The sequence below is a fragment of the Pseudomonas sp. FSL W7-0098 genome (assembly GCF_005930585.1).
Classification (GTDB): Bacteria; Pseudomonadota; Gammaproteobacteria; order Pseudomonadales; family Pseudomonadaceae; genus Aquipseudomonas; species Aquipseudomonas bubulae.
In genome coordinates, this window is sequence record NZ_RXHW01000012.1 from 166,447 (window position 1) to 188,040 (window position 21,594).

The 21,594-nt window shown below is 59.1% G+C and carries 18 protein-coding genes; all 18 read left to right on the forward strand.

What is annotated here, in order from left to right:
• Positions 1-87 precede the first annotated feature (87 nt).
• The 18 genes from purB (at position 88) to nuoN (ending at position 21,203) form a co-directional block, all read left to right on the forward strand.
• Entirely contained in the window at positions 88-1,458 is a 1,371-nt protein-coding gene (gene purB / locus FHL07_RS20625) for an adenylosuccinate lyase (protein ID WP_016780205.1), read from the forward strand.
• Positions 1,459-1,541: 83 nt separating this feature from the next.
• The gene (locus FHL07_RS20630) at positions 1,542-2,708 is read left to right on the forward strand and encodes a ribosomal protein uL16 3-hydroxylase (protein WP_138738864.1); all 1,167 of its coding nucleotides are present in this window, start codon (positions 1,542-1,544) and stop codon (positions 2,706-2,708) included.
• Positions 2,701-3,123: a GNAT family N-acetyltransferase gene (locus tag FHL07_RS20635; RefSeq protein ID WP_095003299.1), complete on the forward strand. Its 423-nt coding sequence runs from the start codon at positions 2,701-2,703 to the stop codon at positions 3,121-3,123. Before FHL07_RS20630 ends, FHL07_RS20635 begins: the two co-directional genes overlap by 8 nt.
• Positions 3,124-3,313: 190 nt before the next feature.
• Complete coding sequence (locus tag FHL07_RS20640) at positions 3,314-4,057, forward strand: secretin N-terminal domain-containing protein (RefSeq protein WP_095019132.1); 744 nt, start codon at positions 3,314-3,316, stop codon at positions 4,055-4,057.
• Positions 4,058-4,298: 241 nt separating this feature from the next.
• Positions 4,299-5,624, forward strand: coding sequence for an isocitrate lyase (gene aceA, locus FHL07_RS20645; protein WP_048365296.1), 1,326 nt, complete (start codon positions 4,299-4,301; stop codon positions 5,622-5,624).
• Between the two features lie 636 nt (positions 5,625-6,260).
• Positions 6,261-6,674: an NADH-quinone oxidoreductase subunit A gene (locus tag FHL07_RS20650; protein WP_003446990.1), complete on the forward strand. Its 414-nt coding sequence runs from the start codon at positions 6,261-6,263 to the stop codon at positions 6,672-6,674.
• A 10-nt stretch (positions 6,675-6,684) separates the two neighbouring features.
• Positions 6,685-7,359, forward strand: a complete 675-nt coding sequence (locus tag FHL07_RS20655; protein ID WP_016780200.1) for a NuoB/complex I 20 kDa subunit family protein — start codon at positions 6,685-6,687, stop codon at positions 7,357-7,359.
• A gap of 74 nt (positions 7,360-7,433) precedes the next feature.
• Positions 7,434-9,218 carry an NADH-quinone oxidoreductase subunit C/D gene (gene nuoC, locus FHL07_RS20660; RefSeq protein ID WP_138738865.1) on the forward strand — a complete coding sequence of 595 codons (1,785 nt, stop codon included), beginning with the start codon at positions 7,434-7,436 and terminating at the stop codon, positions 9,216-9,218.
• Between the two features lie 2 nt (positions 9,219-9,220).
• Positions 9,221-9,718 (forward strand): NADH-quinone oxidoreductase subunit NuoE, encoded by a 498-nt coding sequence (nuoE, locus tag FHL07_RS20665; protein WP_088379405.1) that lies wholly within the window; start codon positions 9,221-9,223, stop codon positions 9,716-9,718.
• Positions 9,715-11,070: an NADH-quinone oxidoreductase subunit NuoF gene (gene nuoF, locus FHL07_RS20670; RefSeq protein ID WP_086796175.1), complete on the forward strand. Its 1,356-nt coding sequence runs from the start codon at positions 9,715-9,717 to the stop codon at positions 11,068-11,070. Before nuoE ends, nuoF begins: the two co-directional genes overlap by 4 nt.
• A gap of 132 nt (positions 11,071-11,202) precedes the next feature.
• Complete coding sequence (gene nuoG / locus FHL07_RS20675; protein ID WP_138738866.1) at positions 11,203-13,917, forward strand: NADH-quinone oxidoreductase subunit NuoG; 2,715 nt, start codon at positions 11,203-11,205, stop codon at positions 13,915-13,917.
• On the forward strand, positions 13,914-14,921 hold the full coding sequence (gene nuoH / locus FHL07_RS20680; RefSeq protein ID WP_016780195.1) for an NADH-quinone oxidoreductase subunit NuoH: 1,008 nt from the start codon (positions 13,914-13,916) through the stop codon (positions 14,919-14,921). Before nuoG ends, nuoH begins: the two co-directional genes overlap by 4 nt.
• A gap of 12 nt (positions 14,922-14,933) precedes the next feature.
• Positions 14,934-15,482 carry an NADH-quinone oxidoreductase subunit NuoI gene (gene nuoI / locus FHL07_RS20685; RefSeq protein WP_016780194.1) on the forward strand — a complete coding sequence of 183 codons (549 nt, stop codon included), beginning with the start codon at positions 14,934-14,936 and terminating at the stop codon, positions 15,480-15,482.
• 9 nt (positions 15,483-15,491) lie between these two features.
• Positions 15,492-15,995: an NADH-quinone oxidoreductase subunit J gene (gene nuoJ, locus FHL07_RS20690; protein WP_019412102.1), complete on the forward strand. Its 504-nt coding sequence runs from the start codon at positions 15,492-15,494 to the stop codon at positions 15,993-15,995.
• A gap of 1 nt (position 15,996) precedes the next feature.
• Positions 15,997-16,305 (forward strand): NADH-quinone oxidoreductase subunit NuoK, encoded by a 309-nt coding sequence (gene nuoK, locus FHL07_RS20695; protein ID WP_019412103.1) that lies wholly within the window; start codon positions 15,997-15,999, stop codon positions 16,303-16,305.
• Positions 16,302-18,155 (forward strand): NADH-quinone oxidoreductase subunit L, encoded by a 1,854-nt coding sequence (nuoL, locus tag FHL07_RS20700; protein WP_095003302.1) that lies wholly within the window; start codon positions 16,302-16,304, stop codon positions 18,153-18,155. Before nuoK ends, nuoL begins: the two co-directional genes overlap by 4 nt.
• 38 nt (positions 18,156-18,193) lie before the next feature.
• Entirely contained in the window at positions 18,194-19,726 is a 1,533-nt protein-coding gene (nuoM, locus tag FHL07_RS20705) for an NADH-quinone oxidoreductase subunit M (protein ID WP_095003303.1), read from the forward strand.
• A 7-nt stretch (positions 19,727-19,733) separates the two neighbouring features.
• Positions 19,734-21,203: an NADH-quinone oxidoreductase subunit NuoN gene (gene nuoN, locus FHL07_RS20710; protein WP_095003304.1), complete on the forward strand. Its 1,470-nt coding sequence runs from the start codon at positions 19,734-19,736 to the stop codon at positions 21,201-21,203.
• Positions 21,204-21,594 lie beyond the last annotated feature (391 nt).

Sequence of the window (21,594 nt, forward strand, 5' to 3'; positions counted from 1 at the left end):
TGACGCCGGTCACTTGGCAACGGACCGGCCGTTTTTTCATGTATGATACGCGCCCCATTTCGTTGCCCGACTGTCCGAGAACACCCCATGAAGCTCTCTTCGCTCACTGCGGTTTCCCCTGTTGACGGCCGCTACGCCGGCAAAACCCAGGCCCTGCGCCCAATTTTCAGCGAATACGGCTTGATCCGTGCTCGCGTTCTGGTTGAAGTTCGCTGGCTCCAGCGCCTGGCCGCCCACGCTGCCATCCCTGAAGTCCCGGCCTTCTCTGCCGAAGCCAACGCCGTTCTGAATGAACTGGCCGAGAACTTCTCTCTTGAGCACGCCGAACGCGTCAAAGAGATCGAGCGCACCACCAACCACGACGTGAAGGCCATTGAGTACCTGCTCAAAGAACAGGCCGCCAAGCTGCCTGAACTGGCCAACGTCAGTGAGTTCATCCACTTTGCCTGCACCAGCGAGGACATCAACAACCTGTCCCACGCTCTGATGCTGCGTGAAGGTCGTGATGACGTGATGCTGCCGCTGATGCGTCAAACCGCAGAAGCCATCCGCGAACTGGCGATCAAGTTCGCCGACGTACCCATGCTGTCCCGCACCCACGGTCAACCGGCTTCGCCGACCACCCTGGGCAAAGAGCTGGCCAACGTGGTCTACCGTCTGGAGCGTCAAATCGCTCAAGTCGCTGCTGTACCGTTGCTGGGCAAGATCAACGGCGCCGTGGGCAACTACAACGCCCACCTGTCGGCCTACCCGCAGATCGACTGGGAAGAAAACGCCCGCGCCTTTATCGAAGACGAGCTGGGCCTGGGTTTCAACCCGTACACCACCCAGATCGAGCCGCACGACTACATTGCCGAGCTGTTCGACGCCATCGCCCGCTTCAACACCATCCTGATCGACTTCGATCGCGATATCTGGGGCTACATCTCCCTGGGCTACTTCAAGCAGCGCACCATTGCCGGCGAAATCGGTTCTTCGACCATGCCGCACAAGGTCAACCCGATCGACTTCGAAAACTCCGAAGGCAACCTGGGTATCGCCAACGCCCTGTTCCAGCACCTGGCCAGCAAATTGCCAATCTCCCGCTGGCAGCGCGACCTGACCGACTCCACCGTACTGCGCAACCTCGGCGTGGGCTTTGCTCACAGCGTGATCGCGTACGAAGCCAGCCTCAAGGGCATCAGCAAGCTTGAACTGAATGCACAGAAAATCGCTGCTGACCTGGACGCCTGCTGGGAAGTCCTGGCCGAGCCGATCCAGACCGTGATGCGTCGTTACAACATCGAAAACCCGTACGAAAAGCTCAAAGAGCTGACCCGCGGCAAGGGCATCAGCCCTGAAGCACTACAAACTTTCATCGACGGCCTTGAAATGCCGGAAGCGGCCAAAGCCGAGCTGAAGCTGCTGACTCCGGCCAACTACATTGGCAACGCCGTCGAGCAAGCCAAGCGCATCTGATCGCTGCAACGACCTATTAACGCCCGGCCGTGCCGGGCGTTTTTATTCCCGATTACAAAGTGCAATTTTTCAATAGGTTACACATGAATCCTGACATTCCTCTTCAACTTCTGGGCGGCATCACTGCGCGCGAGTTCATGCGCGACTACTGGCAGAAAAAACCGCTGCTGGTGCGCCAGGCAATTCCTGACTTCGAAAGCCCGATCGACGCCGACGAACTGGCCGGTCTGGCCCTTGAAGAAGAAGTCGAATCGCGCCTGATCATCGAACACGGCGAGCGCCCATGGGAACTGCGCCGCGGTCCGTTCGCCGAAGACGAATTCGGCAAACTGCCAGAGCGCGAGTGGACTCTGCTGGTGCAGGCCGTTGATCAGTTCGTGCCTGAAGTCAATGAACTGCTGGAAAACTTCCGCTTCCTGCCGAGCTGGCGTATCGACGACGTGATGATCAGCTACGCCGCCCCAGGTGGCAGTGTTGGTCCGCACTTCGACAACTACGACGTGTTCCTGCTGCAGGGTCATGGCAAGCGTCACTGGCAGATCGGCCAGATATGCGACTCCGACAGCAAGCTGCTGGAGCACGCGGACCTGCGTATCCTCGCTGATTTCCAGGCCACCGACGAGTGGACCCTTGAGCCCGGCGACATGCTCTACCTGCCACCGCGCCTGGCCCACAGTGGCGTAGCCGTAGACGACTGCCTGACCTACTCGGTGGGCTTCCGTGCACCGAGCGCCGCTGAAGTACTGACCCACTTCACCGACTTCCTCAGCCAGTACCTGCCGGACGAAGATCGCTACACCGACGCTGACGCGCAACCGGTCAGCGACCCGCACCAGATCCAGCACGACGCCCTTGATCGCCTCAAGAGCCTGCTGACCGAGCACATGAGCGACGAGCGCATGCTGCTGACCTGGTTCGGCCAGTTCATGACCGAGCCACGTTATCCGGAACTCGTGGTCGGCCCTGAACTCGAAGAAGAAGACCTGTTGGGTAGCCTGGAACAGGGCGCGATCCTGATCCGCAACCCGAGCGCACGCCTGGCATGGTCCGAGGTCGATGACGATCTGTTGTTATTCGCCAGCGGCCAAAGCCGCCTGCTGCCGGGCAAGCTGCGCGAACTGCTGAAAATGATCTGTGCCGCCGACGCGCTGCACAGTGACAACCTCGGCACATGGCTGGCCGATGAAGATGGACGCAACCTGCTCTGCGAGCTGGTTAAACAAGGAAGCCTGGGGTTCGCTGATGAATAGCATTCACGTACGTGTCGCCGACTGGCAAAAGGACAACGCCGAACTTCGACGCATTCGTGAGGCGGTATTTATTGCCGAACAATCTGTACCTCCAGAACTGGAGTGGGATGCAGACGATGCCGATGCCGTGCATTTTCTGGCCTATGAAGGCGACTTCCCGATTGGTACCGCCCGGCTCCTGCCGGACGGCCATATCGGCCGCGTATCGGTTCTCAAGGACTGGCGCGGCCTGAAGGTTGGCGACGCACTGATGCAGGCCACGATTCTTGAAGCCGAAAAACGTGGCCTCAAGCAACAAATGCTCAGTGCCCAAGTGCATGCCACACCCTTCTACGAGCGCCTTGGCTTCAAGATCGTCAGCGATGAATTCCTCGAAGCAGGGATTCCCCACGTTGATATGGTGCGGGTGAGCTAACTGCCACGCCGATCTCTGTGGGAGCGAGCCTGCTCGCGAAGGCTGCTAGCGCGGCACTCTTGAGAATTTCGCGAGCAGGCTCGCTCCCACAGCAGTTTTGCAAAACGCCCTGCCATCCCCGGATCGCAGGGCGTTTTGCTATCTGGCACACTCAGACCCAGCCCTTTCAAGCATTGCGGAGATAATGGACATGTCCCTACGCCCCTTCATCGCTGGCCTGCTGCTGATCGCTAGCTTCAGCGCGATCGCCGACACCCGCGTCATCACCCTGCAAAACCGCACCAGTGCAGAATTGCTGCCCATCGCGCAGAACTTTATCGGCAAAAAAGGCAAAGTCAGCGCCTATGGCAACCAACTGATCGTCGAGGCAGGCGCCTCGAAAATCCAGAACCTCGAAGACCTGCTGGCGCAACTCGACACACCCGCCCGGCGCCTGCTGATCACGGTCGATACCAGTGACAACAACCTGGCCACTAATGATCCGGACACCCGGGTGATCAGCACCGCCAGCCGCGACGGCGGCACCCAGCAAATCCAGACCAGCGAAGGCACCCCGGCATTTATCCAGATCGGCCAGAGCGTACCGCTGACCAGCACCCAGACCGACGCCTACGGCCGCTTGCTTACCCAGACCGACTACCGCAACGTCACCCGGGGTTTTTACGTGACCGCCAGCGTCACAGGTGAAACGGTACACCTGGCGATCAGTACGACTCGCGATCGCATGAGCCAGGAGCAACCCGATGTAGTGAACACGCAAAGTACCGACACACAAGTCAGCGGCCCTCTGGGGCAATGGATAACCGTGGCGGGCAACAACGCTCTTAACCAGACTGACAATCCGCCGCAAACCCGCAGCTACTCTACGCAAAGCCGGGATGACATGACCATTCGGGTCAAAGTCGATGTACTCGACCAAAAGGGCCAAAACTGACCGACGAGTCGTTTTTCGCAAATTATGTAGTGTTGTAAAAAAAGCACTACAAAACATTTGACGCCTCAAAAATGCAAAGGCATGATGGCCCCGCTCCCGCTGATCAGAGGCCCCGCAAAGGCCCTGGGGCCTTTACTGCCCGTAGCGAGCCGCCATTCACGCACTTATACAAACAACAGTGTTGTGTGCCTGGTGGAGCAACCATTTTTCAACCCAGACCTATGCGACGAGGTTTATCACCATGGCACTGACACGCGAACAGCAAATTGCAGCCCTTGAGAAAGACTGGGCCGAAAACCCACGCTGGAAAGGCGTGACTCGCGATTACTCCGCTGCTGACGTGGTCCGCCTGCGCGGCTCGGTTCAACCCGAGCACACCTTTGCAAAAATGGGTGCCGACAAGCTGTGGAAACTGGTGACACAGGGCGCACACCCGTCCTTCCGTCCTGAGAAAGACTTCGTCAACTGCATGGGCGCCCTGACCGGGGGCCAAGCGGTACAACAGGTTAAAGCCGGTATCCAGGCTATCTACCTGTCGGGTTGGCAAGTGGCGGCAGACAACAACTCTGCCGAATCCATGTACCCGGATCAGTCGCTGTACCCGGTGGACTCCGTTCCAACCGTGGTCAAGCGCATCAACAACTCATTCCGTCGTGCCGACCAGATTCAGTGGAAAGCCGGTAAAAACCCGGGCGACCAGGGTTATATCGACTACTTCGCACCGATCGTGGCTGACGCTGAAGCCGGTTTCGGCGGCGTACTCAACGCTTACGAGCTGATGAAAAGCATGATCGAAGCGGGCGCTGCAGGCGTTCACTTCGAAGACCAACTGGCCTCGGTGAAAAAATGCGGTCACATGGGCGGCAAGGTACTGGTTCCGACCCAGGAAGCTGTGCAAAAACTGACAGCAGCACGTCTGGCAGCTGACGTTGCCGGTACGCCGACCATCATTCTGGCTCGTACCGACGCCAACGCGGCTGACCTGCTGACTTCCGATTGCGACCCGTACGACCAGCCATTCGTGACTGGCGAGCGCACCAAGGAAGGCTTCTATAAAGTACGTGCCGGCCTTGATCAAGCCATTGCCCGTGGCCTGGCTTACGCGCCGTATGCCGACCTGATCTGGTGCGAAACCGCCAAGCCGGACCTGGAAGAAGCGCGCCGCTTTGCCGAAGCAATCAAAAAGGAATACCCGGACCAGTTGCTGTCGTACAACTGCTCGCCTTCCTTCAACTGGAAGAAAAACCTGGACGACGCGACCATCGCCAAATTCCAGCGCGAGCTGTCGGCAATGGGCTACAAACACCAGTTCATCACCCTGGCGGGTATCCACAACATGTGGCACAGCATGTTCAACCTGGCGCACGACTACGCCCGCAACGACATGACCGCCTACGTGAAACTGCAAGAGCAGGAATTTGCTGACGCAGCCAAAGGCTACACCTTTGTGGCGCACCAGCAGGAAGTGGGCACTGGCTACTTCGACGACATGACCACCGTGATCCAGGGTGGTTCGTCTTCGGTTACCGCCCTGACCGGCTCTACAGAAGAAGAACAGTTCCACTGATAATGGAACCACGGCCATTGCCCAGCCTGTAAAGAACAAACGCAATGCCATGCCCATGACGCCCCGACTGGTTCGGGGCGTTTTTTTGCCCGGCGACTTGTACACCCCTCCCCTGTGGGAGCGGGCTTGCTCGCGATGGCATCACCGCGCCTGCCTGGAGGACCGAGTTATCAGCATCGCGAGCAAGCCCGCTCCCACAGAAAGACATCCCGCTGCCCTGCCCATCCGACAAAACACTGACCCAGATCCATGCTTCGATCGCCAGACCGGGTTAAAAAGCCAAGTTCCAAACTTGCTAACAGCGCTTATATAAGCCAAGTTCTACAGGCCTGCGACATAGCGACACAACAAATAACCACTCAAACGATATTAATTATCATTACGAGTTGCTTTTGTTGAATACATGAACACTGAAAAACAAACACTGAAAAACGCTGTAACGCCCACAGTTCAAGGCCTGCATAGACATTGATGGAGGTTCTACAACTAAAGGACTGAATTAATTCATCTTAGAAAATTTACTTGCTGGGTGTTTAGCCATAAAATCCCGGCAATCAATAGCACTGCGACATAACGTCACTGCTTTATCACCTTTTCTAGCTCAGAGACCTTTGCTCTCTGTTAAGGATTTCCAGCATGCCCGAAGCGACAGGACTCATAGCCCACAACTGGGGCTTTGCCATTTTCCTTCTCGGCGTTGTCGGCCTCTGTGCCTTCATGCTTGGCGTCTCCAGCCTCCTTGGGTCAAAAGCCTGGGGTCGCAGCAAAAATGAACCGTTCGAGTCCGGCATGCTACCTACCGGTGGCGCCCGCTTGCGGCTCTCAGCCAAATTCTATCTGGTCGCGATGCTGTTCGTGATCTTCGATATCGAAGCCCTCTTTCTCTTTGCCTGGTCTGTGTCTGTTCGCGAAAGCGGCTGGACCGGATTCGTCGAAGCTCTCGTTTTCATAGCAATTCTGTTGGCAGGCCTTGTCTACCTATTTCGGGTGGGTGCTCTTGATTGGGCACCGGAAGCTCGTCGTAAGCGGCAGGCCAAGCTGAAACAATGAGGCTTTGGCGATGCAATACGAACTCACCAGGATCGACCCGGATGCTCCTAACGAGCAATACCCGATCGGCACACGGGAAACCGTTGCCGATCCGTTAGAAGATCAAGTCCACAAAAACATTTTCATGGGCAAGCTCGAAGACGTGCTGAACGGCACGGTCAACTGGGGACGTAAAAATTCCCTGTGGCCGTACAACTTCGGCCTGTCGTGCTGCTATGTGGAAATGACCACCGCCTTCACGGCGCCCCACGATATCGCGCGCTTTGGCGCCGAGGTTATCCGGGCTTCGCCGCGTCAGGCGGATTTCATGGTTATTGCCGGGACCTGCTTTATCAAGATGGCGCCGATCATCCAGCGTCTCTACGAGCAAATGCTTGAACCTAAATGGGTCATTTCCATGGGTTCGTGCGCCAACTCCGGTGGCATGTACGACATCTACTCCGTGGTTCAAGGGGTCGACAAGTTCTTGCCTGTGGACGTTTACGTACCCGGCTGCCCGCCCCGCCCTGAGGCTTTTCTGCAAGGCTTGATGCTCTTGCAAGAGTCGATTGGCCAGGAGCGTCGCCCACTTTCCTGGGTCGTTGGCGAACAAGGCGTGTACCGCGCCGAGATGCCATCGCAAAAGGAACAGCGCCGCGAACAGCGTATTCAGGTAACCAACCTGCGCAGCCCCGACGAAGTCTGATCCAGCGCCGTTTCTACTCAATAGAACGAATCACTGGCTTCATTCTTTACGTTGACCGAAAGCGATAAAAAACCATGACTGCAGGCTCCGCTCTGTACATCCCGCCTTACAAGGCTGACGACCAAGATGTGGTTGTCGAACTCAATACCCGTTTTGGCCCTGAGGCGTTCACCGCCCAGGCCACGCGCACCGGCATGCCGGTGCTTTGGGTTAGCCGCCCAAAACTGGTCGAAGTACTGACCTTCCTGCGCAACCTGCCAAAACCCTACGTCATGCTCTATGACCTGCACGGTGTGGACGAACGTCTGCGTACCAAGCGTCAGGGCCTGCCATCGGGTGCAGACTTCACCGTCTTCTACCACCTGATGTCGCTGGAACGTAACAGCGACGTCATGATCAAGGTGGCCCTGTCTGAAAAAGACCTGAGTGTCCCTACCGTGACCGGTATCTGGCCGAACGCCAACTGGTACGAGCGTGAAGTCTGGGACATGTTCGGCATCGATTTCAAAGGCCACCCGCACCTGTCGCGCATCATGATGCCGCCGACCTGGGAAGGTCACCCGCTGCGCAAGGACTTCCCGGCCCGTGCTACCGAGTTCGATCCGTACAGCCTGACCCTGGCCAAGGTGCAGCTGGAAGAGGAAGCCGCGCGCTTCCGCCCGGAAGACTGGGGCATGAAACGCTCCGGTGAAAACGAGGACTACATGTTCCTCAACCTGGGGCCGAACCACCCTTCGGCTCACGGTGCCTTCCGCATCATCCTGCAGCTGGACGGTGAAGAGATCGTCGACTGCGTGCCTGACGTCGGTTACCACCACCGTGGCGCCGAGAAAATGGCCGAACGCCAGTCCTGGCACAGCTTCATCCCGTACACCGACCGTATCGACTACCTCGGCGGCGTGATGAACAACCTGCCGTACGTGCTCTCGGTCGAGAAGCTGGCCGGTATCAAAGTGCCTGACCGGGTCGACACCATCCGCATCATGATGGCCGAATTCTTCCGTATCACCAGCCACCTGCTGTTCCTGGGTACCTATATCCAGGACGTGGGCGCCATGACCCCGGTGTTCTTCACGTTCACCGACCGTCAGCGCGCTTACAAGGTGATCGAGGCCATCACCGGTTTCCGTCTGCACCCGGCCTGGTACCGCATCGGCGGCGTTGCCCACGACCTGCCGAACGGCTGGGATCGCCTGGTCAAGGAGTTCATCGACTGGATGCCCAAGCGTCTGGACGAGTACCAGAAAGCCGCTCTGGACAACAGCATCCTGCGTGGTCGTACCATCGGCGTTGCCGCCTACAACACCAAAGAGGCCCTGGAATGGGGCGTCACCGGTGCCGGCCTGCGCTCCACCGGTTGTGACTTCGATATCCGCAAGGCGCGCCCGTATTCCGGCTACGAGAACTTCGAATTCGAAGTCCCGCTGGCAGCCAACGGCGATGCCTACGATCGTTGCATCGTGCGCGTCGAAGAAATGCGCCAGAGCCTGAAAATCATCGAGCAGTGCATGCGCAACATGCCGGCCGGCCCGTACAAGGCGGATCACCCGCTGACCACGCCGCCGCCTAAAGAACGCACGCTGCAGCATATCGAGACCTTGATCACGCACTTCCTGCAAGTTTCGTGGGGCCCGGTGATGCCGGCCAACGAATCCTTCCAGATGATCGAAGCGACCAAGGGCATCAACAGTTATTACCTGACGAGCGATGGCGGCACCATGAGCTACCGCACCCGGATTCGCACCCCAAGCTTCCCGCACCTGCAACAGATCCCTTCGGTGATCAAAGGTGAAATGGTCGCGGACTTGATTGCGTACCTGGGTAGTATCGATTTCGTTATGGCCGACGTGGACCGCTAAGCATGAACAGCACGCTTATCCAGACAGACCGTTTCGCCCTGAGCGAAACCGAGCGCTCGGCCATCGAGCATGAGATGCATCACTACGAAGACCCGCGCGCGGCGTCGATCGAAGCCCTGAAGATCGTTCAGAAGGAACGCGGCTGGGTGCCGGACGGCGCGATTTACGCCATCGGCGAACTGCTGGGCATCCCTGCCAGCGACGTTGAAGGCGTGGCTACGTTCTACAGCCAGATCTTCCGTCAGCCGGTCGGCCGCCACATCATCCGCGTGTGCGACAGCATGGTCTGCTACATCGGTGGCCACGAATCCGTGGTCGGCGAAATCCAGAACAAGCTGGGCATCGGCCTCGGTCAGACCACCCCGGACGGCCGCTTTACGCTGCTGCCGGTGTGCTGCCTGGGCAACTGCGACAAGGCGCCGGCGTTGATGATCGACGACGACACATTCGGTGACGTGCAGCCTGCTGGCGTCGCCACGTTGTTGGAGGCCTACCCATGAGCCTGACTTCTTTCGGTCCTGCCAACCTGATCAAGCGTTCGGCAGAAACCCACCCGCTGACCTGGCGCCTGCGTGACGACGGCGAGCCCGTGTGGCTCGACGAGTACCAGGCCAAGGACGGCTACGCCGCTGCGCGCAAGGCCTTCGCCGACATGGCCCAGGACGATATCGTCCAGACCGTGAAAGACGCAGGCCTCAAGGGTCGCGGCGGTGCCGGCTTCCCGACGGGCGTGAAGTGGGGGCTGATGCCCAAAGACGAATCCATGAACATCCGTTACCTGTTGTGTAACGCCGATGAAATGGAACCCAACACCTGGAAAGACCGCATGCTGATGGAGCAACTGCCCCATCTGCTGATCGAAGGCATGCTGATCAGTGCCCGCGCACTGAAAACCTACCGTGGCTATATCTTCCTGCGTGGCGAATACACCACTGCAGCGGTGCATCTGCGCCGTGCCGTCGAAGAAGCCAAGGCAGCAGGCCTGCTGGGCAAGAATATCCTCGGTTCGGGTTTCGACTTCGAACTGTTCGTGCACACCGGCGCCGGGCGTTACATCTGCGGTGAAGAAACCGCACTGATCAACTCCCTCGAAGGCCGTCGCGCCAACCCGCGCTCCAAGCCGCCGTTCCCGGCCGCTGTGGGCGTATGGGGCAAGCCGACCTGCGTGAACAACGTGGAAACCCTGTGCAACGTACCGGCCATCATCGGCAACGGCGTTGACTGGTACAAATCCCTCGCCCGCGAAGGCAGCGAAGACCACGGCACCAAGCTGATGGGCTTCTCCGGCAAAGTGAAGAACCCTGGCCTGTGGGAACTGCCATTCGGCGTGACCGCTCGCGAGCTGTTCGAAGACTACGCCGGCGGCATGCGCGACGGCTTCAAGCTCAAGTGCTGGCAGCCAGGCGGCGCCGGTACCGGCTTCCTGTTGCCCGAGCACCTGGACGCACAAATGTATGCCGGCGGCATCGCCAAGGTTGGCACCCGTATGGGTACTGGCCTGGCCATGGCCGTGGACGACAGCGTCAACATGGTCTCCTTGCTGCGCAACATGGAACAGTTCTTTGCCCGTGAGTCGTGCGGTTTCTGCACCCCTTGCCGTGATGGTCTGCCGTGGAGCGTCAAGCTGCTGATGGCGATCGAACACGGCGAAGGTCAGCCTGGCGATATCGAGACCCTGCTGGGTCTGGTCGGTTTCCTCGGCCCTGGCAAGACGTTCTGTGCTCACGCACCGGGCGCCGTGGAACCGTTGGGCAGCGCGATCAAGTACTTCCGTCCAGAGTTCGAAGCCGGTATTGCGCAAGCAAAACCCGGTGTTCCACCTCTGGCACGCCCGATTGTTATCGGCGCGTAACGCTCTGAATGAAGGGGGTCCGTGCCCCCTTCTGATCGTTCGATAACGCCGTAAGGCTGGGTTGCTTCGAACGCATAACAAGATTCCATTAGCCACGCCCGCTGACACCGGGCCAACGAAGACCTTTGAACCATGGCCACTATCCACGTAGACGGCAAAGATCTCGAAGTCGATGGGGCAGACAACCTGTTACAGGCATGTCTGTCGCTGGGCCTCGATATCCCGTATTTCTGCTGGCACCCTGCCCTGGGCAGTGTTGGCGCCTGCCGCCAATGCGCCGTCAAGCAGTACACCGACGAGAACGACAAGCGTGGTCGTATCGTCATGTCATGCATGACTCCGGCCACCGACGGTAGCTGGATTTCCATCGACGACGAAGAAGCGAAAGTGTTTCGCGCCAGCGTTGTTGAATGGCTGATGACCAACCACCCGCACGACTGTCCTGTGTGCGAAGAGGGCGGCCACTGCCATCTGCAAGACATGACCGTGATGACCGGCCACAACGAGCGCCGTTATCGCTTCACCAAGCGTACTCACCAGAACCAGGAACTCGGCCCGTTCATTTCCCACGAAATGAACCGCTGCATCGCCTGCTATCGCTGTGTGCGTTTCTATAAAGACTACGCGGGCGGCACTGACCTCGGTGTATTCGGCGCCCACGACAACGTGTACTTCGGTCGCGTTGAAGACGGCGTGCTCGAAAGCGAGTTCTCGGGCAACCTCACAGAAGTCTGCCCGACCGGTGTGTTCACCGACAAAACTCACTCCGAGCGTTACAACCGCAAATGGGACATGCAGTTTGCACCAAGCATCTGCCACGGTTGTTCCAGCGGCTGCAACATCAGCCCGGGCGAGCGTTACGGTGAACTGCGTCGCATCGAAAACCGTTTCAACGGTTCGGTTAACCAGTACTTCCTGTGTGACCGTGGCCGTTTTGGCTATGGCTACGTCAACCGCACCGACCGCCCACGTCAGCCATTGTTGGCCGACGGCAGCAAACTGAGCGTTGACGCTGCACTGGATAAAGCCGCCGATCTGTTGCGCGGTCGTAACATCGTCGGTATCGGATCGCCGCGCGCCAGCCTCGAAAGCAACTACGCGTTGCGCGAGCTGGTCGGTGCCGAGCACTTCTACTCGGGTATCGAAGCCGGTGAGCTGGAGCGCATCCGCCTGGTGCTGCAAGTCTTGAAAGACAGCCCGCTGCCCGTCCCGAACATGCGCGAGATCGAAGATCACGACGCCATCTTCGTACTGGGTGAAGACCTGACCCAGACCGCCGCCCGTATGGCGCTGTCGCTGCGTCAGTCGGTCAAGGGCAAAGCTGAAGAAATGGCCGACGCCATGCGCGTTCAGCCGTGGCTCGACGCTGCGGTGAAAAACATCGGTCAGCACGCGCTGAACCCGCTGTTTATTGCCAGCCTGGCTGAAACCAAGCTCGACGACGTGGCTGAAGAATGCGTACACGCTGCGCCGGATGACCTGGCCCGTATCGGTTTCGCCGTGGCTCACGCCATCGACGCCAGCGCCCCTGCCGTTGCCGGCCTGGACGCTGAAGCCCTGGAGCTGGCCAAACGCATCGCCGACGCCCTGCTTGCAGCCAAACGCCCATTGATCATTGCCGGTACCTCGCTGGGCTCCAAGGCCCTGATCGAAGCCGCAGGTAACATCGCCAAGGCGCTGCACCTGCGTGAGAAAGCCGGCTCCATCAGCCTGGTCGTGCCGGAAGCCAACAGCCTCGGTCTGGCCATGCTCGGCGGCGAATCGGTAGACGCTGCATTGCAAGCAGTGATCGACGGTAAAGCAGACGCCATCGTGGTACTGGAAAACGATCTGTTTACCCGTGTCGATGCGGTCAAGGTCAACGCAGCACTGGACGCGGCCAAAGTGGTGATCGTTGCCGATCATCAGAAGACCGCAACCACCGACCGTGCCGATCTGGTTCTGCCAGCGGCAAGCTTTGCTGAAGGCGACGGTACGCTGGTGAGTCAGGAAGGTCGTGCCCAACGCTTCTTCCAGGTGTTCGAGCCGCGCTACCTCGATTCGAGCAACTTGATCCACGAAGGCTGGCGCTGGTTGCACGCCCTGCGCAGCACCCTGCTGAACAAGGCGGTTGACTGGACCCTGCTCGATCACGTGACACAGCAAACAGCGGCAAGCACGCCAGAACTGGCCGGCATCGTTGATGCGGCACCGTCGGCAGCATTCCGTATCAAAGGCATGAAGCTGGCGCGCGAACCTTTGCGCTACAGCGGCCGTACTGCCATGCGCGCCAATATCAGCGTGCACGAACCGCGCACCCCGCAAGACCCGGACACCGCGTTCGCCTTCTCCATGGAAGGTTACTCGGGCTCCGTCGAACCGCGCCAACAAGTGCCGTTCGCCTGGTCGCCGGGCTGGAACTCGCCACAAGCCTGGAACAAGTTCCAGGACGAAGTGGGTGGTCATATCCGTGCGGGCGACCCGGGCATCCGCCTGATCGAAAGCAAGGGCGACTCGCTGAATTGGTTCGCCAATATTCCGGGCGCGTTCAACCCGGCTCGCGGCACCTGGCAAGTCGTGCCGTTCTACCATCTGCTGGGCAGCGAAGAGAACTCTTCGAAAGCCGCACCGGTGCAAGAACGCATTCCAGCCGCTTATATCGCACTGGCCAAATCCGAAGCCGACCGCCTGGGTGTCAACGATGGCGCCCTGCTCAGCCTCAACGTTGCCGGTGTGACCCTGCGTCTGCCACTGCGTATCAATGAAGAGCTGGGTGCCAGTCTGGTGGCACTGCCAGCAGGCCTGGCCGGTATCCCGCCAGCGATCTTTGGCCTTACCGTTGACGGTTTGCAGGAGGCAGCCCAATGACCTGGTTTACGCCTGAAGTGATCGACGTGATTATCTCGGTGGTCAAAGCCGTGGTAATCCTGCTCGCCGTAGTGGTGTGCGGCGCGCTGCTGAGCTGGGTTGAACGTCGCCTGCTGGCCCTGTGGCAGGACCGTTACGGTCCGAACCGCGTGGGCCCGTTCGGTGCGTTCCAGATCGCAGCCGACATGATCAAGATGTTCTTCAAGGAAGACTGGACCCCACCGTTTGCCGACAAGGCGATTTTCACCCTGGCGCCGGTTGTGGCCATGAGTGCCTTGCTGATCGCCTTTGCGATTATCCCGATCACCCCGACCTGGGGCGTGGCGGATCTGAACGTCGGTATCCTGTTCTTCTTCGCCATGGCCGGTCTGTCGGTCTATGCGGTGCTGTTCGCCGGCTGGTCGAGCAACAACAAGTTCGCCCTGCTGGGTGCCTTGCGTGCCTCGGCGCAAACCGTGTCCTACGAAGTGTTCATGGGCCTGGCGCTGATGGGCATCGTGGTGCAGGTTGGCTCGTTCAACATGCGCGACATCGTTGAATATCAAGCGCAGAACCTGTGGTTCATCATCCCGCAGATCTTCGGTTTCCTGACCTTCTTTATCGCTGGCGTGGCCGTGACTCACCGTCACCCCTTCGACCAGCCGGAAGCGGAACAGGAACTGGCCGATGGTTACCACATTGAATACGCCGGCATGAAATGGGGCATGTTCTTCGTGGGTGAGTACATCGGGATCGTGTTGATCTCGGCGTTGCTGGTGACTTTGTTCTTCGGTGGCTGGCACGGACCTTTCGGTCTGCTGCCCCAGATTCCGTTTATCTGGTTCGCTCTGAAGACCGCGTTTTTCATCATGATCTTCATCCTGCTGCGCGCTTCCATTCCGCGCCCACGGTATGACCAAGTGATGGACTTCAGCTGGAAGTTCTGCCTGCCGCTGACCCTGATCAATCTGCTGGTGACCGCCGCAGTCGTGTTGTTGAACACGCCTGCCGGCGCGGTTCAGTGAGGATAGAGACCCATGTTCAAGTATCTGTTTGACATCGTGCATGGCACCTACACCCAGCTTCGCAGCTTGGTGATGGTGTTTGGCCATGCCTTCCGCAAGCGTGACACGCTGCAGTATCCGGAAGAACCGGTGTACTTGCCGCCGCGCTACCGTGGCCGGATTGTCCTGACCCGCGACCCGGACGGCGAAGAGCGCTGTGTAGCCTGCAACCTGTGCGCCGTGGCGTGCCCGGTCGGCTGCATCTCGCTGCAAAAAGCCGAAACCGAAGATGGCCGTTGGTACCCGGAATTCTTCCGCATCAACTTCTCACGCTGCATTTTTTGCGGCCTGTGTGAGGAAGCCTGCCCGACCACCGCGATCCAGCTGACACCGGATTTCGAGATGGCCGAGTTCAAACGTCAGGATCTGGTGTACGAGAAAGAAGATCTGCTGATCTCCGGTCCCGGTAAGAACCCTGATTACAACTTCTATCGTGTTGCGGGTATGGCCGTGGAAGGCAAGCCGAAAGGCGCTGCCCAGAACGAAGCCGAGCCGATCAACGTGAAGAGCTTGCTGCCTTAAGGAAGAACGATGGAATTCGCTTTCTATTTCGCATCGGGTGTCGCTGTCGTGTCCACGCTACGCGTGATCACCAACACCAACCCTGTGCACGCCCTGCTCTACCTGATTATTTCGCTGATTGCCGTGGCGATGACGTTCTTTAGCCTGGGCGCACCCTTTGCCGGTGTGCTCGAAGTGATCGCCTACGCCGGTGCCATCATGGTGCTGTTTGTGTTCGTGGTGATGATGCTCAACCAGGGCCCCGCCTCGGTGACGCAAGAACGCCACTGGCTCAAGCCGGGCATCTGGATCGGGCCGAGCATTCTGTCCGCCATCCTGCTGGCCGAATTGCTCTACGTGCTGTTCGCTCACCCGAGCGGTGCGGCAATCGGTCAAACCACCATTGATGCAAAAGCCGTGGGCATCAGCCTGTTCGGCCCGTATCTGCTGGTGGTCGAACTCGCCTCGATGCTGCTGCTTGCTGCAGCTGTGACGGCGTTCCACTTGGGCCGTACTGAGGCGAAGGAGCAATAACATGCCAGGAATACCTCTCGAACATGGTTTGGCCGTTGCCGGCATCCTGTTCTGCCTCGGTCTGGTTGGCCTGATGGTACGTCGCAACATTCTCTTCGTATTGATGAGTCTGGAAATCATGATGAACGCCGCTGCTCTGGCCTTCATCGTTGCCGGTGCACGCTGGGCGCAGCCGGATGGACAGGTCATGTTCATCCTGGTGATCACCCTGGCAGCCGCCGAGGCCAGTATCGGCCTGGCGATCCTGCTGCAGCTGTATCGCCGCTTCCATACGCTTGATATCGATGCTGCCAGTGAGATGCGCGGATGAACCTTCTCTTTCTGACTTTCGTATTCCCCCTGATCGGCTTTTTGCTGCTGTCGTTCTCCCGTGGACGCTTCAGCGAAAACCTCTCGGCGCTGATCGGCGTCGGCTCCATTGGCCTTTCGGCCATCGTGGCCGCGTTTGTGATCTGGCAATTCAATGTCGCGCCGCCACCCGGCGGCGAGTACACACAAGTACTGTGGCAGTGGATCTCGGTAGAAGGCTTCAAGCCCAACTTCGCCCTGCACCTGGACGGCCTGTCGGTCACCATGCTCGGTGTCGTGGTCGGCGTGGGCTTTCTGATCCATGTCTTCGCCTCGTGGTACATGCGCGGTGAAGACGGCTACTCGCGTTTCTTTGCCTACACCAACCTGTTTATCGCCAGCATGCTGTTCCTGATCCTGGCCGATAACCTGCTGTTCGTGTACTTCGGCTGGGAAGGCGTGGGCCTGTGCTCGTACCTGTTGATCGGTTTCTACTACAGCAACCGCAACAACGGCAACGCGGCACTCAAAGCCTTTATCGTGACCCGTGTCGGCGACGTGTTCCTGGCCATCGGCCTGTTTATCCTGTTCCAGCAACTGGGCACGCTGAACATCAAGGAACTGCTGGTGCTGGCACCGCAGAAGTTCCAGGCCGGTGATTTCTGGATCGTGCTGGCAACCCTGATGCTGCTGGGTGGTGCTGTCGGTAAATCCGCGCAACTGCCGCTGCAAACCTGGCTGGCAGACGCGATGGCCGGCCCTACCCCGGTTTCGGCACTGATCCACGCCGCAACCATGGTAACCGCCGGTGTGTACCTGATTGCCCGTACCCACGGCCTGTTCACCCTGGCACCTGAAGTGCTGCACCTGGTGGGCATCGTCGGCGGTGTGACCCTGGTACTGGCCGGTTTCGCCGCACTGGTACAAACCGACATCAAACGTATCCTTGCCTACTCGACCATGAGCCAGATCGGCTACATGTTCCTGGCATTGGGCGTGGGTGCCTGGGACGGCGCGATCTTCCACCTGATGACCCACGCCTTCTTCAAGGCGCTGCTGTTCCTTGCCTCCGGTGCGGTCATCGTTGCCTGCCATCACGAGCAGAACATCTTCAAGATGGGCGGCCTGTGGAAAAAACTGCCATTGGCCTACGCCAGCTTTATCGTCGGTGGCGCGGCGCTGTCTGCCTTGCCATTGCTGACGGCCGGTTTCTACTCCAAGGACGAAATCCTCTGGGAAGCCTTCGCCAGCGGTAACAACGAACTGTTGTATGCCGGTCTGGTCGGTGCGTTCATGACCTCGCTGTACACCTTCCGCCTGATCTTCGTCACGTTCCACGGTGAAGCCAAGACTGAAGCCCATGCAGGCCACGGCGTGACCTACTGGCTGCCACTGAGCGTGCTGATCGTACTGTCGACTTTTATCGGCGCCATGATCACCCCGCCACTGGCCGGTGTACTGCCACAAAGCGTTGGCCATGCTGGCGGTGAAGCCAAGCACAGCCTGGAAATCGCCTCGGGTGCCATCGCCCTGGCCGGTATCCTGCTGGCTGCCCTGCTGTACCTGGGCAAGCGTCGCTTTGTAAGCGCCGTCGCCAACAGCGGCATCGGTCGCTTCCTGTCAGCCTGGTGGTTCGCTGCCTGGGGCTTCGACTGGCTGTACGACAAACTGTTCGTCAAACCGTACCTGTTGATCTGCCGCTTGCTGGCCAAAGATCCTCTGGACCAGACCATTGGTTTGATCCCGAAGATGGCCAAGGCCGGGCATAACGCCCTGAGCCGCAGCGAAACCGGTCAACTGCGTTGGTACGCTGCATCCATGGCCGCCGGTGCTGTACTGGTCATGGGCGCCATCGTGCTGGTAGCGGTCTGATATGAACCTTCGACTTTGCGAAAGGAATTGAGCCCGTCATGATTCTGCCTTGGCTAATCCTGATCCCCTTTATCGGCGGCCTGCTGTGCTGGCTGGGTGAGCGCTTCGGCTCTACCCTGCCACGCTGGATTGCGTTGCTGACCATGTCCCTTGAGCTTGCCCTCGGCCTTTGGCTGTGGTCCCAGGGGAACTACTCATTTGCACCGGCGCCTGGCGCCGACCCGACCTGGGCCCTTGAGTTCCAGCACACCTGGATTGCCCGCTTCGGTATCAGCGTGCACCTGGCGCTGGACGGCCTGTCGCTGCTGATGATCCTGCTCACCGGCTTGCTCGGTGTGCTGTCGGTGCTGTGTTCGTGGAAAGAAATTCAGCGTCACGTGGGCTTCTTCCACCTGAACCTGATGTGGATCCTGGGCGGTGTGGTTGGCGTGTTCCTCGCCATCGACCTGTTCATGTTCTTCTTCTTCTGGGAAATGATGCTGGTGCCGATGTATTTCCTCATCGCGCTCTGGGGTCATAGCTCGTCGGACGGCAAGAAAACCCGTATCTACGCCGCCACCAAGTTCTTCATCTTCACTCAGGCTTCCGGCCTGATCATGCTGGTGGCGATCCTGGGTCTGGTGCTGGTCAACTTCAACAACACCGGCGTGATTACCTTCAGTTACGCCGAGTTGCTGAAAACCAAGATGTCGCTCACCACCGAGTACATCCTGATGCTGGGCTTCTTCATTGCTTTCGCCGTGAAGCTGCCGGTCGTACCGTTCCACTCCTGGCTGCCGGATGCTCACGCACAGGCACCTACCGCAGGTTCTGTGGACCTGGCCGGTATCCTGTTGAAGACCGCTGCGTATGGCTTGCTGCGTTTCGCCTTGCCGCTGTTCCCGAATGCCTCGGCCGAGTTTGCGCCGATCGCCATGACCCTGGGTCTGATCGGGATTTTCTACGGTGCTTTCCTGGCGTTCGCACAAACCGATATCAAGCGTCTGATCGCGTTCTCCAGCGTTTCCCATATGGGTTTCGTGCTGATCGGTATCTACTCCGGCAGTCAGCTGGCCCTGCAAGGCGCCGTGATCCAGATGCTGGCCCACGGTGTTTCGGCAGCTGCGCTGTTTATCCTCAGCGGCCAGTTGTATGAGCGTCTGCATACCCGTGACATGCGTGAAATGGGTGGTTTGTGGTCGAAGATCGCTTACCTGCCAGCCATTAGCCTGTTCTTCGCGGCGGCGTCCCTGGGCTTGCCGGGCACCGGCAACTTTGTCGGCGAGTTCCTGATCCTGATTGGCTCGTTTGCCAGCTTCCCTTGGGTCACCGCGATCGCCACAACCGGCCTGGTGTTTGGTTCGGTCTACTCGCTGATCATGATTCACCGTGCCTACTTCGGCCCATCCAAATCGGACGATGTACTGGCCGGTATGGATGCACGTGAACTGATCATGGTGCTCGGTCTGGCGGTATTGCTGGTGTTTATCGGCGTGTACCCACAACCGTTCCTCGATACCTCCGCTGCGACCATGCATGGCGTGCAGCAATGGCTCGGCACCGCCTTCACTCAACTCGCTTCGGCCCGGTAAGAGCGCTATGGAATTCACGATCCAACACTTTATCGCGCTTGCTCCACTGCTGATTACCAGCCTCACCGTTGTTGTGGTGATGCTGGCAATCGCGTGGCGCCGCAACCATTCACAGACCTTCCTGCTTTCGGTGGCGGGTCTTAACCTGGCCCTGTTGTCGATCTTCCCGGCGTTGAAAGTTGTTCCACTGGCTGTCACCCCGCTGTTGATGATGGACAACTTCGCCTATCTGTATATCGGCCTGATCCTGGTCGCGACCCTGGCCTGCGTCACCCTGGCGCACGCCTACCTGGGTGAAGGCGGCACGGGCTATCCGGGCAACCGCGAAGAGCTGTACCTGCTGATGCTGCTGGCAGCGACCGGCGGTATTGTGCTGGTCAGCGCGCAACACCTGGCCGGTTTGTTTATCGGTCTGGAACTGCTCTCGGTACCGGTTTACGGCCTCGTGGCCTATGCCTTCTTCAACAAGCGCTCCCTGGAAGCCGGCATCAAGTACATGGTGCTGTCGGCAGCCGGTTCCGCGTTCCTGTTGTTCGGCATGGCCTTGCTGTACGCCGAAGCCGGCAGCTTGAGCTTCAGCGGTATCGGTCACGCCCTGGCGGCCACTGGCGCTCCTAGCGCCATTGCCCAACTGGGCCTGGGCATGATGCTGGTGGGCCTGGCCTTCAAACTGTCGCTGGTGCCTTTCCACCTGTGGACGCCGGACGTATACGAAGGTGCTCCGGCGCCGGTCGCCGCGTTCCTGGCTACCGCGTCGAAAGTTGCCGTGTTTGCCGTGATGGTGCGTCTGTTCCAGATCACCCCATCGGCAACCACCGGTGTGATGAGCGATGTCCTGACCGTGATCGCGATTGCCTCGATCCTGTTCGGTAACCTGCTGGCACTGACCCAGAACAACCTCAAGCGTCTGCTGGGTTACTCGTCCATCGCTCACTTTGGCTACCTGCTGATCGCCCTGGTGGCGAGCAAAGGCATGGCCATGGAAGCCATCGGCGTGTACCTGATCACCTATGTGCTGACCAGCCTGGGTGCATTCGGTGTGATCACGTTGATGTCCTCGCCGTACAAAGGCCGTGACGCCGACGCCCTGTACGAGTACCGCGGCCTGTTCTGGCGTCGTCCGTACCTGACTGCGGTGATGACCGTGATGATGCTGTCGCTGGCGGGTATCCCGCTGACCGCCGGCTTTATCGGCAAGTTCTACATCATTGCCACCGGTGTTGAAGCTCACCAATGGTGGCTGGTGGGTTCCCTGATCCTGGGTAGCGCCATTGGCGTGTTCTACTACCTGCGTGTGATGGTGACCCTGTACCTGGTCGAGCCGAAACTGCATCGCCACGATGCACCGCTGAACTGGGAACAGAAAGCGGGCGGTGTGATGCTGCTGGCGGTCTCGGTACTGGTGTTCTTCCTGGGTGTCTACCCGCAGCCGATGCTGCAGCTGGTGCAACAGGCAACCCTGGGCCTGGTTGGCTAAGCGTTAACAGTGGTACCCAAAACCCCGTGGAGGCCTGGCCTTCACGGGTTTTTTTGTTGCACCACAAATCATGTGGAAGTTGTAAATACTCAGGATTTCTATGCGACGCTAAACCTGTGGGAGCTGGCTTGCCTGCGATGCAGACGGCGCGGTGTTACGGTAAGTAAACGTTGCAAAACAACTGACCCACAGCGTACATATCCAGCATCCGCGTCCAACTGAAATAGTGGTTTCGCCCTTACGGCGAGTCCCTTTTTGAAGGACCAAAAAGGAACCAAAAAGTCCTCGCCCTACCATACGGCCGCCTCGCCCAGGCTCGCCGGTGCCCTCACTCCGGCACTGTTATGGGGGCACGCCGCGACGGGCCATCCATGGCCCATCGCGGCTGGCG

Bases quoted from the DNA above. Each gene is read 5' to 3' on its own strand.
- FHL07_RS20640 (WP_095019132.1), top strand. From the start codon at position 3,314: ATGTCCCTACGCCCCTTCATCGCTGGCCTGCTGCTGATCGCTAGCTTC.
- nuoJ (WP_019412102.1), top strand. From the start codon at position 15,492: ATGGAATTCGCTTTCTATTTCGCATCGGGTGTCGCTGTCGTGTCCACG.
- FHL07_RS20650 (WP_003446990.1), top strand. From the start codon at position 6,261: ATGCCCGAAGCGACAGGACTCATAGCCCACAACTGGGGCTTTGCCATT.
- nuoF (WP_086796175.1), top strand. From the start codon at position 9,715: ATGAGCCTGACTTCTTTCGGTCCTGCCAACCTGATCAAGCGTTCGGCA.
- nuoE (WP_088379405.1), top strand. From the start codon at position 9,221: ATGAACAGCACGCTTATCCAGACAGACCGTTTCGCCCTGAGCGAAACC.
- FHL07_RS20630 (WP_138738864.1), top strand. From the start codon at position 1,542: ATGAATCCTGACATTCCTCTTCAACTTCTGGGCGGCATCACTGCGCGC.
- nuoG (WP_138738866.1), top strand. From the start codon at position 11,203: ATGGCCACTATCCACGTAGACGGCAAAGATCTCGAAGTCGATGGGGCA.
- FHL07_RS20655 (WP_016780200.1), top strand. From the start codon at position 6,685: ATGCAATACGAACTCACCAGGATCGACCCGGATGCTCCTAACGAGCAA.
- FHL07_RS20635 (WP_095003299.1), top strand. From the start codon at position 2,701: ATGAATAGCATTCACGTACGTGTCGCCGACTGGCAAAAGGACAACGCC.
- nuoN (WP_095003304.1), top strand. From the start codon at position 19,734: ATGGAATTCACGATCCAACACTTTATCGCGCTTGCTCCACTGCTGATT.
- nuoM (WP_095003303.1), top strand. From the start codon at position 18,194: ATGATTCTGCCTTGGCTAATCCTGATCCCCTTTATCGGCGGCCTGCTG.
- nuoH (WP_016780195.1), top strand. From the start codon at position 13,914: ATGACCTGGTTTACGCCTGAAGTGATCGACGTGATTATCTCGGTGGTC.
- nuoC (WP_138738865.1), top strand. From the start codon at position 7,434: ATGACTGCAGGCTCCGCTCTGTACATCCCGCCTTACAAGGCTGACGAC.
- nuoK (WP_019412103.1), top strand. From the start codon at position 15,997: ATGCCAGGAATACCTCTCGAACATGGTTTGGCCGTTGCCGGCATCCTG.
- aceA (WP_048365296.1), top strand. From the start codon at position 4,299: ATGGCACTGACACGCGAACAGCAAATTGCAGCCCTTGAGAAAGACTGG.
- purB (WP_016780205.1), top strand. From the start codon at position 88: ATGAAGCTCTCTTCGCTCACTGCGGTTTCCCCTGTTGACGGCCGCTAC.
- nuoL (WP_095003302.1), top strand. From the start codon at position 16,302: ATGAACCTTCTCTTTCTGACTTTCGTATTCCCCCTGATCGGCTTTTTG.
- nuoI (WP_016780194.1), top strand. From the start codon at position 14,934: ATGTTCAAGTATCTGTTTGACATCGTGCATGGCACCTACACCCAGCTT.